Consider the following 15,206-nt stretch of genomic DNA (forward strand, 5'->3'; position numbering starts at 1 on the left):
ATTTTGGAGGTAAATAATATGGATATCCGGCACATCCTGAACAACTGCATATTGTGTCCAAGAAAATGCGGTGTAGACCGTACATCCGGTCACACAGGTGCCTGCCATATGACAGACACAGTCAGGGTGAGCCGTGCAGCGCTACACATGTGGGAAGAGCCATGTATATCCGGAGAGAACGGTTCAGGTGCCGTATTCTTCTCCGGATGTGCACTTGGATGCTGCTTCTGCCAGAATAAAGCCATATCCGGAGGCAAGGCTGGCAAGAATATATCCATATCAAGGCTGTGCAACATTTTCTTTGAGCTTCAGGATAAGGGTGCCAACAACATCAATCTTGTCACACCGGATCACTATATACCACAGATCATATCAGCTATAGACATGGCGAGATCACGGAACTTCAAGCTTCCATTTGTATATAACTGCAGTGGTTATGAAACGGCCGAGATGATACAGCTACTTGATGGCTATATAGACGTGTATCTTCCTGATTTCAAATTCATGTCACCGGATCTGTCCGCAAAATACAGTAATGCTCCAGACTATCCTGAACATGCCAAAGCCTCCATATCTGAGATGGTCAGACAATGCGGAGGAGACCAGACCCGCTTTGATGACGACGGAATTATGCAGAGAGGTGTTATCGTCCGTCATCTGCAGCTTCCTGATCATCTGGATGATTCCAAGTCAATAATCACATATCTATATAACACATACAAAGATTCAATATATATAAGCATCATGAACCAGTACACCCCTATGCCGGGAATTGAGAATAGATTTCCAGAACTTGGCAAAACTATAACTCCTTCTGAATACGATGAGCTTGTGGATTATGCCATTGATATCGGCGTTGAAAATGGATTTATACAGGAGGGTGAGACAGCAAAAGAGAGCTTCATTCCAGCATTCGATAACGAAGGCGTGTAACCCACACATCTTCAAATAAGGAAATAAATAAAAGACCATGGATTTTTGCACAAAAAAATGGACCAGCCACAACATATTGCAGTCAATCCATCTTGTAGTGGGCCGCCGGGGGCTCGAACCCCGCACACCCTGATTAAGAGTCAGGTGCTCTACCAAATGAGCTAGCGGCCCGTATTTATTTGTTATGTTCGTCACAACAGAATAGATTATATATCAGTTCTGAGAATAATGCAAGTGTTTTTCTCATTTTTTTCAACTTTTCTGACATCCAGCAAATGATTTCAAACTGAGTGACAAAAAAATGGACCAGCCACAATTATATTGCAGTCAATCCACCTTGTAGTGGGCCGCCGGGGGCTCGAACCCCGCACACCCTGATTAAGAGTCAGGTGCTCTACCAAATGAGCTAGCGGCCCGTATTTATTATGTTGTGTTCGTCACAACAGATTAGAGTATACATTAGTTCTTTTTATAATGCAAGTGTTTTTTTCAACTTTTTTCATTTTTATTTGTTCGGTATTACTCTGCTCCTATCCCATACCAAAATTACCAGTTATATATATTGTTTGAATATCATTTTCGCCTATGTTATTATTATAAGGTATGACTTTTTCAATAAAAAGAAGATTTTTACAATAAATAGATGGAGATTACTATGAGACTGAGAAATGTAAAAGGATCAAGAGAGACTATCGCAGCAAATGACTATGTAGTGCACAATGAAACAGGCATGAAGGGGCATTGGCATGAGTTATTTGACAACGATAACCCTATACATATTGAGATAGGCATGGGCAAGGGACAGTTTATCATGGAGCTTGCAAGACGCAATCCTGATATCAATTACATAGGCATAGAGAAGTATTCAAGTGTCCTGGTGCGTGCCCTTGAGAAAAGAGAGCTTGAACCTGAGATGACGAATCTCTACTTTATAAGAATGGATGCCGAATATATAACTGACGTATTCGATACAAATGAAGTAGATAGAATATATCTCAATTTCTCGGACCCATGGCCAAAGGACAGGCATGCCAAGAGACGTCTCACATCTACACATTTTCTTGGTCTGTATGATCAGCTCCTCGCCCCTGAGGGAAGAGTTATATTTAAGACTGATAACAGAGGACTCTTTGATTTCTCTCTGGAACAGGTTCCCGAGGCAGGATGGATCCTTGAGAACTACACATATGACCTTCACAATTCAGAATACAACGAAGGCAACATCATGACCGAGTATGAGACCAAATTCTCAGCAATGGGAACACCTATCAACAGACTCGTCGCATACAGAGAAAAGAAATAAACGTTGATTTTGCATTTGTTGACACACAGTTTTTGGTATACTACAATGAAGATTACAGCAAATTTATGGAAAGGAGTTTCATCATGGATACATCTTCTATAGAAAGTCTCAAATTGGTGCGCAAGACCAATCAGGATCTGTTGAATTTCTTTAATGATTCATATATCAGCAAGCTTGAGCAGGTTCAGTCACTCAAAACTGAAGATTTTGAACTCAAGGCAAAGATAGACCAGCTTATAAAGACATTAGATGTATACTCCTTCAAGACAAGCACTGGTCACAATGTATTTTCACCATTCTCAGTAGACACCACCTCACAGCAGGAAAAGGCTACTCAGATAGAGCTTCAGTTAAAGGAGCTTCAGGATATGCAGCAGACTCTTCATCTTCAGATCAAAGAGGACGAAGAAGAAACCGCATTGCTTAAGAAGCGTATAACTGATCTATCCACCTCCAACAGACATATAGATGATCTTCTGACGGAGATGACTGAGGAAGTATCTACTATTAATAATGAAGATACAACAGAAACAGACGGACCAGATACTGATTCCCTGACAGCAGCGGATCACGGAAAAAATATCCTCAGATTGTACCAATATGAGAAAAAACAGCTTGCGGACAGGATTCAATCTGACATCACAGATGTTCTTGACTCCAATTCACACAAGCTGGATGTACTGTCCTGGCTTATAAGATCAGATATCAACAGAGCTAAGGTCACACTCGAAGAGCTCACCTCATCAACGGCAAAACTTGCCGACCATGTAGATGAACTTGCCAATTCTCTCTCTGGAGAATCAGACAGCGAAGAGCCTGTATGGAATCATCTTGAGAAACTCTTCCAGGGTTACAGGGATGAACATCCTGAATGTGGCATATCATACGACATCAACTGTGCTGATTATGCCATGAATATTCCAGGTATTGTAGCTACATATCTTTTATCAATAACTAAAGATATTATGGACAACATATTTGTTCATTCAAATGCCAACAAGGTTTCAATCAAGATATATCTGAGCAGTAAGCTCATAGATGTATATATCAACGACAATGGCGTGGGTATAGACAACAATTATGATACCAACAGTCCATGGTACAGCAGTCTCCACAGAATCAAGGAGATCATATATCTGTTAAATGGAACTCTGAAGATCGATGGAGATTCAAAAACCGGAACAAATGTAAGATTTACTATTCCACTTGAATAATAACGTATCTGTTGAAAGACATATATTACTTAGTTTACAGGTTGGATATCTTAAAGTAACAAAGTGTTATATTGTGTATATGTTGTTTTATCAACACATATATATTTCGAATAAAATAAACATAAAAGGAACATTATCATGAAAGAAAAAATTGCACAGCTTATCTCAAATAACGTAGAAGGAATCGAAATGTCAGATATCATTGCTTCAATCGAGATTCCACCACGCCCTGATATGGGTGATTTTGCATTTCCTTGCTTCAGACTGGCAAAGGTGCTCAGAAAAGCCCCAAATATGATTGCAGCCGATATAAAGGAAGCCATAGGAGATGTAGATTTCATCGAGAAGATCGATGTAGCAGGTGCATACCTGAACTTCTATATCAAGAAAGATGTATTTGTAAAGACAATGATAGAGGCAGCCAACACAGATGACTTCGGCAAATCCGATATAGGCGAGGGACAGACCATATGTATTGACTACTCATCTCCTAACGTTGCAAAGAATTTCCACGTTGGCCATCTCAGAACTACAATAATCGGTAACTCTCTTTACAAGATTCATTCCAAGCTTGGATACAATGTTGTAAGAATAAATCACCTTGGCGATTGGGGCACACAGTTTGGTAAGCTTATCGTAGCTTACAAGGCATGGGGTTCAAAGGAAGCTGTTGAGAAGGATGGAATCTCAGAGCTCATGAAGCTGTATGTGAAGTTCCATGAAGAGGCTGACAAGAATCCAGAGCTTGTTGACGAGGCAAGAGCATGGTTCAACAAGATGGAAAATGGAGACGAGGAAGCACTCAGCATATGGCAGTGGTTCAAGGATATAAGTCTTGTTGAATACAAGAGAACATACAACCTCCTCGGAATGGATTTCGACTACTATCTTGGAGAGAGTTTCTATAGAGACAAGTGCCAGGCTGTTGTGGACAAGGTTAAGGCTGCCGGTCTTCTGAAGGAGAGCGAAGGTGCTATGATCGTTGATCTCTCAGATTACGATATGGCTCCATGTATCATAACCAAGAAAGACGGAAGCTCAATATACGCAACAAGAGATCTTGCTGCTATATTCTATAGAAAAGACACATATCACTTCTCAAAGTGCTTATATGTAACCGGTCAGGAGCAGAAACTTCATTTTGCACAGGTATTCAAGGTAGTTGAGCTTCTTGGAAACGAATGGGCAAAGGATCAGCTTGTTCACATTCCTTATGGTCTTGTAAGTCTTGAGGGAGCAAAGCTTTCTACCAGAAGCGGTAATATCATATACGCAGAGGATATTCTGAAGGATGCCATTGCAAAGAGTCTTGAGATAATCACCGAAAAGAGCCCAAATCTTCCAAACAAGGAGGATGTAGCCAAGAAAGTTGGTGTTGGTGCTGTTCTTTTCAATGACTTATATAACCAGAGAATCAAGGATGTATCATTTAGCTGGGATAAGGTTCTCAACTTTGATGGTGAGACAGGTCCTTATGTTCAGTATACACATGCAAGATGCTGCAGCGTTGTAAGACTTGCTGAGTCATTCGATCCATCAAAACCGGTTAACTACAGTCTCATTACAGAGCAGGATGCCATAGAGTTATTAAAAGAGATCAACAGATTCCCATCTGTGATCAAGGATGCTGCTGATAAGTATGAGCCATCTGTTGTAGCAAGATATGCAGTTGATGTTGCTCAGGCATTTAACAAGTTCTATAACTCAACAAGAATCAATGTAGATGATGTTGAGCTCAAGAATGCAAGAGTTATGCTCACATATCTCACTAAGAATACAATATCTGAAGCACTTAACCTCCTTGGAATCGAAGCTCCAGAGGCAATGTAATCAGTGTTTCTTCTATATTAATATATGACCATATAACCTGGTTAAAGAAAAAGAGAATGTTTCACGTGAAACATTCTCTTTTTCTCATATATCTCCAGGAACCATTTTAAATTATATTGTCATAGATATTATTGTTTTTGATACTTTTCTCTAAATAATATTACTCATGATATTTCTGTTCTGAATATTCTTATCTGGCTGTCATTGTTCTGGATATTATCGTTCTGAGTATTATCGTTCTGAGTATTATCGTTCTGAGTATTATCATTCTGAATATTTCATTCTGAATATTGTCTTCTAAACACTATCTTCCAGACATCATTGTTCAGAAATTATTATCCTAGATAATTTTGTTCTGAATATCTTTACTTCAGGTATTTTTTCTTATATCTGAATATTTTTAGGTATTCTTCTCTTGTTTTTCTAAGTTTTACAGTTCTCTTTGTGAAGAAATTGTTTATTAAAATAACAAAATCATATTTCTAACCATATTACGTATTATATAATCTCTTCTGTTCTATTCCTTTATATACTTCTATATTCTACATTGCGTTTTTATGAATACAGAATCTTTAAAGCTGTTAAATACTAAATTATATGGTGATTTAAATAATTTCAATAAATAGATCCTTTGTATATTTAATTTTGCTTTAATATTATATATATTTGAATGTTTCACGTGAAACTTTATGATAAATGTATTTCAACTCAAACTTCAGATATCGCATGCATTTGTTTTCTACACTTATAAATCTTTTACATCTTGTTTGTCGTTTCTGCTACCTTATTATTCATTTACATTATTACAAAGTATTTTACGACTCAATTATCACTCCATGAACTACTTTTCTGATTTATTTGATAATATTCATGTTTCACGTGAAACATTTTCATCATTACATATAATATTTATATGTCTAAGTAATCCACATATAATAATTGTACTTTTTTGTCTATTATTCTGATTTTTTCAAAGAATTTCCAGAACTTTCAAGCATAGTCAATACTTTACTTACCTTTTTAACCATTAATTCAATTATAAAATGTTTCACGTGAAACTTTACCCATATAACGAATACAAAACATGCACACACTATTTATCAGATTTTACACAGTTTAATTGCCACTTTGTATACGATATTATCCATTCATTAGATAATAGAATGTTTCACGTGAAACATTTTATTAAACATCATATTTTTTCTGTATTTTGTAGAATTAGCACTTTATAAGTGCTATAATAGACAAGCACTATTTATAATATAAAATATCATCATATTTTATCTATATTAAATAAGCAAACAACAATGTTTCACGTGAAACATTCTTTTTTTGAATGAAAAGGAGACAAAATGGGCAGAATTATAGCGATTGCTAACCAGAAAGGTGGCGTTGGCAAGACAACAACAGCCATAAACCTTGCCGCATGTCTGGCAGCAAAGGGTAAAAAAGTTCTGGCCGTTGATATGGATCCACAGGGTAATATGACAAGTGGATTAGGTGTAGACAGGGATTCTCTTGAATACACAGTCTATGATATGTTGAGAAATGAGTGCAACATAGGAGAATGTATGCTCATAAACGTATATCCTGGTCTTAATCTCATTCCTGCCAACAGAGAACTGGCAGGTGCTGAGGTTGAATTTGTCGGAATGGAGGATATGCAGCACATTCTTAAGACACATATCAAGAAGGTAAAGAACAAATTTGATTACGTTATCATTGATTGTCCTCCTGCACTTGGAATGCTTACTGTAAATGCTCTTACAGCAGCAAATACGGTACTTGTACCTATTCAATGTGAATTTTTCGCACTGGATGGTCTCTCACAGTTGGTATACACTATCGAACTGATAAGAAAAAATCTGAACAGACTTCTTACTATAGAAGGTGTTGTATTTACAATGTTTGACTCAAGAACCAATTTATCAGTTCAGGTCGTTGAAAATGTAAAAGAAAACCTCAAACAACACATATACAACACAGTTATACCGAGAAATGTCAGACTTGCTGAAGCGCCAAGTTACGGAATGCCAATAATTGAGTATGATCCAAGATCAGCCGGAGCTGAGCATTATATGATGTTGGCAGATGAAGTTATAGAAAATGACTACTATAGATAATGGAGGGCTAATATGGCACAGAAAAAAGGTTTAGGAAGAGGTTTGAACGACCTTTTAGGCACTTCAGAGGCTTCAAAGCCGTCCCGAAGTAGAAATAATCAGCAAAACTCCTCTGAAAACACAAGTAAAGAGGTAAAAACAGTAACCAAAGAGGTTGTGAAGGAAGTTGTAAAAGAGGTTGAACAGAAGATTAAGATCAATCTCATTGAGCCAAATAAGTCACAGCCAAGAAAGCAGTTTGATGAAGAAGCATTACAGGAATTATCTGATTCCATTAAGAAATATGGTGTTCTTGAGCCTCTGATTGTCACTAAAAAAGGCGATTATTATGAGATAATTGCAGGTGAAAGACGTTGGAGAGCTGCCAGAATGGCAGGAATAAAGGAAGTTCCTGTAGTTATACGTGATTATACTGACAAAGAAATAATGGAGATTTCTCTTATAGAGAATATTCAGAGAGAGGATCTGAATCCAATTGAAGAAGCTGAGGCTTACGAAGCTCTTATATCGGAATATAATCTCAAGCAGGAAGAAGTTGCAGAGAGAGTATCAAAAAGCAGATCAACAATAACCAATTCTCTCCGACTTCTGAAGCTTTGCGAGGATGTAAGACAGATGGTCATGTATAATATGATATCAACAGGACATGCCAGAGCACTTATTCCTATAGAAGATCCTAAATTACAGTACGAAACGGCTGCAATTGTATACGATCAGAAGCTCAGTGTTAGAGAAACAGAGGCATATGTAAAGGCAATTCTGGAGAAAAAGCCGGAAAAAGAGGAAAAACAGAAGCCTCAAAAGGATTTATCCGTCTTCTATTCTGATATAGAGAACAAATTAAAGTCAATTTTAGGTGCAAAGATAGCTATCAAGGCATCTAATAACGACAAAGGCAAAATTGAGATAAACTACTATTCTCAGGACGAGCTTGACCGAATAACAGAGATGCTTTACTCAATCAATAAAGAAATGATGTAGTAACCATCTGCATCATACATATGCACAATCAAGGAAGGACAATATTATAATGGAAAGTTCCATATTACAAAAAATAGGTATTGATCCTGCCTACATACTAATTGGTATGCTGGTTCTCATAATAGCCTTGTTTGTACTATTATTCATATTGATGGGCAATATTAAAAATAGAAACAAACAGATAAAAAGGCTGTTGAGCGGAACTCAGGCAGGTGATCTTGAAGATATTATCATGAAAAGATTCGCTGAGATGGATGCTGTAAAAAACAATTCCAAGCGACTCACAAAGGAACATAAGGAAATACAGAGTCATCTTTCAGCATGTGTCAGTAAAATTGGTCTTGTAAAGTATAATGCATTTGAAGGAATGGGTGGTAATCTAAGTTTTGCACTTGCTCTTCTGGATACAGAGAACAATGGTGTCGTACTCAACTGTATGCATACCAGAGAAGGCTGTTTTAACTATGCAAAAGAGATCATAGGTGGCGAAGCATATGTTGCACTGTCAGAAGAGGAAAAAGAGGCTATTGAACGAGCTAAAACCCTCGAGGATGAAATAGCTGAAAACAAACTAAAATAACCATATTTCAAAAAAATATTATACAAAACATGCAACGTACAAATGTGTATAAAACACATAAAATAGAAAAGCTTATAAAGCACAAAAGTATATAAAATACAAAAGCGTATAAAACGTAAAATCGCTAAAACGATAAGAACAAGATTTATAAAATAAACAAGAAAATAAAAAGAAACAAAAACATGAAAATATATTATGTAGCTACATTATTATAATATATTTTCAAATAAATTTATATATTTAATAGGAGGATATCATGATTGATATTAAATTCTTAAGAGAAAACCCAGACGTAGTAAAACAGAATATAAAGAATAAATTCCAGAATGACAAACTTCCACTTGTCGATGAAGTAATAGAGCTTGACAAACAGGCTCGTGCTGCTCAGCAGGAAGCTGATACACTCAGAGCAAACAAGAATGCAATAGCAAAGCAGATCGGTGCTCTTATGGCTCAGGGAAAGAAGGAAGAGGCTGAGGAAGTTAAGAAGCAGGTTGCTGAGACATCAGCAAGACTCAAGGAGCTTGAAGCTTTAGAGCCTGAGCTCAAGGAGAAAGTTAAGAAGATCATGATGATAATTCCTAACATCATTGATCCATCAGTTCCTATAGGAAAGGATGACTCAGAGAATGTAGAGGTTCAGAAGTATGGAGAGCCTGTTGTTCCTGACTTTGAGATTCCTTATCATGCAGATATCATGGAGGCACTTGGAGGAATTGACCTCGATTCAGCAAGAAAAGTTGCAGGAAACGGCTTCTACTATCTCATGGGCGACATAGCAAGACTTCACTCTGCTATTATCTCATACGCAAGAGATTTCATGATAGACAGAGGATTCACATATTGTATTCCACCTTTCATGATCAGAAGCAACGTTGTCACAGGTGTTATGAGCTTTGCTGAGATGGATGCCATGATGTATAAGATTGAGGGTGAGGATCTGTATCTCATCGGAACTTCAGAGCACTCAATGATCGGTAAGTTCATCGACACTATAATTCCTGAGGATGAGCTTCCAAAGACTCTTACAAGCTACTCACCTTGCTTCAGAAAAGAGAAGGGTGCTCACGGAATTGAGGAGAGAGGTGTATACAGAATCCATCAGTTTGAGAAGCAGGAAATGATCGTTGTATGTAAGCCTGAGGACAGCAAGATGTGGTTTGACAAGCTGTGGCAGAACACAGTTGATCTCTTCAGATCAATGGATATCCCTGTAAGAACACTTGAGTGTTGTTCTGGAGATCTTGCAGATCTCAAGGTTAAGTCTGTAGATGTTGAGGCATGGTCACCTCGTCAGAAGAAATACTTCGAGGTTGGAAGCTGTTCAAACCTTGGCGATGCACAGGCAAGAAGACTTCAGATCAGAGTAAAGGGCGAGGATGGCAAGAAGTATCTCGCTCATACACTCAACAATACAGTTGTTGCTCCACCAAGAATGCTTATCGCTTTCCTTGAGAACAATCTCCAGGCTGACGGAAGAGTCAGAATTCCAGAGAAGCTTCGTCCATACATGGGTGGAAAAGAGTATCTTGAGAAGACAGGAAAGTAATAATATAAATAAAAACATACAACAAGGGAGGTGTCGGAATGCATAGTTTTCTTCCATCTATAGGCTTTACTAACATAAAAAACAGACAGCAGCTTGAACCTATATACAGGCAGATCCTTGAATCGCCTGACAGGAAATTTATATCAACTATAAGTGCTGACACCTGTCTTGTACAATTCAGCAAAGACTTTGGGGAGAGATTTGGAATATCGCTTGTAGGTGAAATGTCAAAGGATGGCTCAATATCCATTGAGTATTATTTTCCTTACGTCACATCAAAGCTTTTGACCGATGACGAAAATATATACGTTGAGAAATATTCTGACAAGAGAGCATATGCCGGTGTTAGCAGTGATTTCAGTCTTGGAATGACTCTTATTTTCTTCATAACCAACATAGCAGACTATGAAAAATCATTGTGGATGAACAGATCAAACAAGTACTTTTCAAAGGCGTATTTTTCCGGTCTGTCAGTAAATGGTATGATCATTCTTGATGTGGATGATCACAGTGATAAAAATACATCCTACGGCAATGCAAAGAGAAGTAAACTCATCGAGGCTGCAAAGAAGGGTGATCCGGACGCAATAGAAAGTCTTACTCTTGAAGATATGGACACCTATAACACTATTGGAAGAAGGACTCACAAAGAGGATGTTCTGTCCATAGTGAAATCAAGCTTCATGCCTGTCGGTATTGAGACTGATCACTACGCAGTTATAGGAACTATCACATCATATATCGAGACAACCAACAGCTATACAAATGAATCGATATATCTGATTGATGTAGAAAGCAATGATCTGACATTTACCGTAGCGATCAACAAAAACCATCTTCTGGGTGAACCTGCTCCGGGAAGAAGATTCAAGGGTGATGTGTGGCTTCAGGGGCATATAGTTAATCCTTGACTATAAACTCTATAAATGTTACACTTATAATTGATGTGCATCTGTAGCTCAGCAGGATAGAGCGTCCGCCTCCTAAGCGGAAGGTCGTGGGTTCGAATCCCGTCAGGTGCACTATTTTTCACTAATAAATTTTCTAAAGGGACATGACTATGAATTATATTGTTATGGATCTTGAATGGAATCAAAGCTACAATGGGCATATGGGTGAACACCCACGTATGCCTTTTGAAATTATAGAGATTGGTGCCGTTAAGGTAGATAAGAATCTCAACATCATTGACGAATACTCAAGTCTTATCAAACCAAAAATTTATAAGAAATTACATTCAAAGATCAGAACAATTCTGAACTATGATGAGGATGACCTGAGTCTCGGAAGAGGATTCAAGGAAGTCTGTTCAGAATTTCTTGACTGGTGTGGAAAAGATTACATATTCTGCACATGGGGACCTATGGACCTCACAGAGCTTCAGACTAATATGGACTTTTATTATATGGACAAGCTTCCTAGGCCACTTAAGTTTCTGAATCTCCAAAGTATATATGCAAGCGTTACGAATACCTCAGGAATACCTCAGAGTATGAGTAAACTTGAAAAAGCGGTCAGTGAGATGAATATTCCAGAAAATGAACCATTTCACACAGCTCTCAACGATGCAAGATACACCGCACTTGTTATGAAAGAGATGAAAGCCAAGAATATAAATCAGCTTTACAGCTTTGATCTCTATATAACACCTAAGAATAAAGAAGAAGAGATTGAAGTATCTCATAATAACCAGTACGAATATATCTCAAGGGGTTTCAGAAATAAACATGCAGCACTGGACGATGAAAAAGTAACTCAGATTCGTTGTTACAAATGCAGCAAGAAGGTCAAGACACATATTGACTGGTTTGCAAATAGTCCATCATCGTACATGTGTGTTGGAAAATGCTGGATGCATGGTTATTTTTGTGGCAAGATAAAATTCAAATCTGTAAACAATAACTATTATGTTCACAAGACAATAAAACCTATCGACAAACAGGGTATAGAGGCAATTAAACAAAAACAGGAAGATATTCGTGAAAAAAGAAAAGAAAAAAGACATATGAAATCTTCAAACTAAAAAATAAAACAGCCATTTGAGGCTGTTTTATTTTTTTATGCTATTGGCTTTTTAGCAGCTCCCGCTTTTCTCGGGTATTTGTTGTCTGTATTTGCAATCTTCTTTACAAACACAAAGCTTCTCTGGTTATTGGTCTCCGGTATATTCGTATTAAATATGTTCTCGACCTGTCCCCCAAGAATCCTGATTGCTTTCTTTCCATCCCGCATCTCTTCCGGCAAAGCATTTGACTTATAAGATACAAAATATCCACCCGGCTTGACAAATGGAATACACCATTCCGACAGAGTTGCAAGATTGGCAACTGCCCTGGATACAGCCAGATCATATTTTTCTCTATGTATCTCATCCCTGCCTCCATCCTCTGCTCTTGAATGAACAGTGTGGATATCCTGCAGTCCAAGTTCATCTATAACTTCATCGAGGAATTTTAATCTCTTATTCAACGAATCCATAAGTGTTATATTCAGCTCTGGAAAAGCAATCTTCAGAGGAATTCCCGGAAATCCTGCACCTGTACCAACATCTATAACGTCAATATTCTCATGAAGATCTTTATACTTTGAAAGAAGCAGACTGTCAGCAAAATGCTTTATTATTACATCTTCCTTCTCAGTTATGGCTGTAAGATTCATTACCTTATTCCACTCAACCAGAATATCATAATATTTTGAAAATTGTTCTATCTGCTTATCACTCAATTCCAGACCAAACTGTTTTGTTATGGAATTTAATCTGTCCATATTGTTCTCCTTCAACAAATTATTCTGAATAACTTCTATACCAGTTTAGTCTCTACCCTTCATCTTGAGATACACCAGCAATACTGATATATCAGCCGGAGAAACTCCTGATATTCTTGACGCCTGTCCAATATTTTCAGGTCTGATGAGAGACAGCTTCTGTCTGGCCTCGATCCTGAGATTTGATATATCATTATAGTCAATATCTGCCGGCAGCTTTTTCTTCTCCAGCTTCTTAAACTGATTTACCTGCTGATTCTGTCTGTCTATATATCCCTGATATTTTATGGTTATATTTATCTGTTCTATAACATCATCCGGAAGTTTGGTTCTTCCCTCATCTATTGGTTCAATCGCCTCATATGACAGTTCCGGTCTTCTTATAAGTTCTGCAAGAGATGCAGCAGTCTTAAGTCCTGTACTTCCAAGATCCTCAAGGAACTTCTGTATGGTTGAATTTGCTCCAACCATGGTGCTCTCAAGTCTCTGTATCTCATCCATTATCTGTTGTCTCTTCTTTGTAAATGCAGCATATCTCTTGTCATCTATAAGACCGATCTCATGTCCGATCTCCGTGAGTCTCAGATCAGCGTTATCCTGTCTGAGAAGAAGTCTGTACTCAGCTCTGGATGTCATCATTCTGTATGGCTCCGATGTCTCTTTTGTGACAAGATCATCTATAAGAACTCCTATATATGCCTGTGATCTGTCAAGAACCACCGCTTCCTTGCCCTGTACTTTTCTGGCAGCATTGATTCCTGCCATTATACCCTGGGCTGCAGCCTCCTCATATCCTGAACTTCCATTTATCTGGCCGGCACCAAAAAGTCCTGATACACTCTTAAACTCCAGAGAAGGTTTTAAGTTAATGGCATTTATACAATCATACTCGATGGCATAAGCATTCCTTATTATCTTTGCATTCTCCAGCCCCTTCATGCTGTGTATCATCTCATACTGAACATCCTCAGGAAGAGAGCTGCTCATTCCACCCATATACATCTCATTCGTATATTCACCCTCAGGCTCAATAAATATCTGATGTCTGGTCTTATCAGGGAATTTCGTAACCTTATCCTCAATAGAAGGGCAGTATCTTGGTCCTGTACCCTCGATCACGCCTGAAAACAGAGGTGATCTGTCTATATTATCTCTGATTATCTCATGTGTCTTCTCATTTGTGTAACAGAGCCAGCATGATATTTGATCACGTCTTATATCCGCCTCAGTATTTGTAAATGAGAATGGAACTATCTTCTCATCGCCCTTCTGTTCCTCCATCTGAGAAAAATCTATCGTTCTTTTATCCAGTCTGGCAGGGGTTCCCGTCTTGAATCTTCTTATCTCTATCCCTGCATTCTTCATGGAATCTGACAAATAATTAGCTGCCATAAGTCCATTAGGTCCGGTGTGATATACGACATCTCCGTATATACATCTCGCCTTGAGGTATGTTCCTGTACACAGAACCACAGCCTTTGCAAAATAAGTTGCTCCCGAATATGTCTTTACACCCTTAACCACATTATCCTCGATGATAATTTCCGACACCTCTGCCTGTCTCAATGTGAGATTATCTGTATTCTCAAGGGTGTGCTTCATGGTTCTGGAATAATTTGCCTTGTCTGCCTGGGCACGAAGAGAGTGAACCGCCGGACCCTTAGACGCATTGAGCATCTTTGACTGAATATACGTCTTGTCTATATTCTTGCCCATCTCTCCACCAAGTGCATCTATTTCCCTTACCAGATGTCCCTTAGAGCTTCCTCCTACATTCGGATTACATGGCATCATGGCCACACTGTCCATACTCACCGTAAAAATAATAGTATTCAGACCAAGTCTTGCACTTGCAAGAGCTGCCTCACATCCTGCATGTCCTGCCCCCACAACTACCACATCATATTCTTCATTCAAAACAGGCATA

General features: G+C 38.2%; 12 protein-coding genes and 3 tRNA genes. 11 read left to right on the top strand and 4 right to left on the bottom strand.

The features are described from left to right. The first annotated feature begins 18 nt into the window (after positions 1-18). Complete coding sequence (locus DW159_RS07905; protein WP_117549920.1) at positions 19-933, top strand: radical SAM protein; 915 nt, start codon at positions 19-21, stop codon at positions 931-933. A gap of 98 nt (positions 934-1,031) precedes the next feature. On the opposite strand, the gene DW159_RS07910 is transcribed toward DW159_RS07905, so the two are convergent. After that, positions 1,032-1,104, bottom strand: a tRNA-Lys gene (locus DW159_RS07910). A 172-nt stretch (positions 1,105-1,276) separates the two neighbouring features. Continuing rightward, positions 1,277-1,349: transfer RNA gene (locus DW159_RS07915), tRNA-Lys, on the bottom strand. Between the two features lie 239 nt (positions 1,350-1,588). Between DW159_RS07915 and trmB the strand changes: the two genes are divergently transcribed. The 10 genes from trmB (at position 1,589) to DW159_RS07965 (ending at position 12,536) form a co-directional block, all read left to right on the top strand. Then, positions 1,589-2,236: a tRNA (guanosine(46)-N7)-methyltransferase TrmB gene (trmB, locus tag DW159_RS07920; protein ID WP_015534422.1), complete on the top strand. Its 648-nt coding sequence runs from the start codon at positions 1,589-1,591 to the stop codon at positions 2,234-2,236. Positions 2,237-2,319: 83 nt separating this feature from the next. Next, a complete protein-coding gene (locus tag DW159_RS07925) occupies positions 2,320-3,450 on the top strand; it encodes an ATP-binding protein (RefSeq protein WP_117549922.1) in 1,131 nt (376 codons plus the stop codon). A gap of 138 nt (positions 3,451-3,588) precedes the next feature. Further along, a complete protein-coding gene (gene argS, locus DW159_RS07930; protein ID WP_055222373.1) occupies positions 3,589-5,280 on the top strand; it encodes an arginine--tRNA ligase in 1,692 nt (563 codons plus the stop codon). A 1,352-nt stretch (positions 5,281-6,632) separates the two neighbouring features. Beyond that, positions 6,633-7,403, top strand: coding sequence for a ParA family protein (locus DW159_RS07935; protein WP_022217394.1), 771 nt, complete (start codon positions 6,633-6,635; stop codon positions 7,401-7,403). 12 nt (positions 7,404-7,415) lie between these two features. Beyond that, entirely contained in the window at positions 7,416-8,384 is a 969-nt protein-coding gene (locus DW159_RS07940; protein ID WP_022217393.1) for a ParB/RepB/Spo0J family partition protein, read from the top strand. Positions 8,385-8,433: 49 nt separating this feature from the next. Next, complete coding sequence (locus DW159_RS07945) at positions 8,434-8,964, top strand: DUF4446 family protein (RefSeq protein ID WP_022217392.1); 531 nt, start codon at positions 8,434-8,436, stop codon at positions 8,962-8,964. A 256-nt stretch (positions 8,965-9,220) separates the two neighbouring features. Next, a complete protein-coding gene (serS, locus tag DW159_RS07950; protein ID WP_055145972.1) occupies positions 9,221-10,513 on the top strand; it encodes a serine--tRNA ligase in 1,293 nt (430 codons plus the stop codon). Between the two features lie 38 nt (positions 10,514-10,551). Beyond that, positions 10,552-11,424 carry a DUF3881 family protein gene (locus DW159_RS07955; protein WP_015534425.1) on the top strand — a complete coding sequence of 291 codons (873 nt, stop codon included), beginning with the start codon at positions 10,552-10,554 and terminating at the stop codon, positions 11,422-11,424. A 37-nt stretch (positions 11,425-11,461) separates the two neighbouring features. Beyond that, positions 11,462-11,535: transfer RNA gene (locus DW159_RS07960), tRNA-Arg, on the top strand. Between the two features lie 38 nt (positions 11,536-11,573). Next, positions 11,574-12,536, top strand: coding sequence for a 3'-5' exonuclease (locus tag DW159_RS07965; protein WP_022217390.1), 963 nt, complete (start codon positions 11,574-11,576; stop codon positions 12,534-12,536). Between the two features lie 35 nt (positions 12,537-12,571). Here DW159_RS07965 and rsmG read toward each other — a convergent pair whose 3' ends face one another. After that, entirely contained in the window at positions 12,572-13,279 is a 708-nt protein-coding gene (gene rsmG / locus DW159_RS07970; RefSeq protein ID WP_117549924.1) for a 16S rRNA (guanine(527)-N(7))-methyltransferase RsmG, read from the bottom strand. Between the two features lie 45 nt (positions 13,280-13,324). Further along, the gene (gene mnmG / locus DW159_RS07975; protein ID WP_117549926.1) at positions 13,325-15,205 is read right to left on the bottom strand and encodes a tRNA uridine-5-carboxymethylaminomethyl(34) synthesis enzyme MnmG; all 1,881 of its coding nucleotides are present in this window, start codon (positions 15,203-15,205) and stop codon (positions 13,325-13,327) included. Position 15,206: the final 1 nt, after the last annotated feature.

Source organism: Coprococcus sp. AM14-16 (assembly GCF_003434675.1).
GTDB classification, from domain to species: domain Bacteria; phylum Bacillota; class Clostridia; order Lachnospirales; family Lachnospiraceae; genus Coprococcus; species Coprococcus aceti.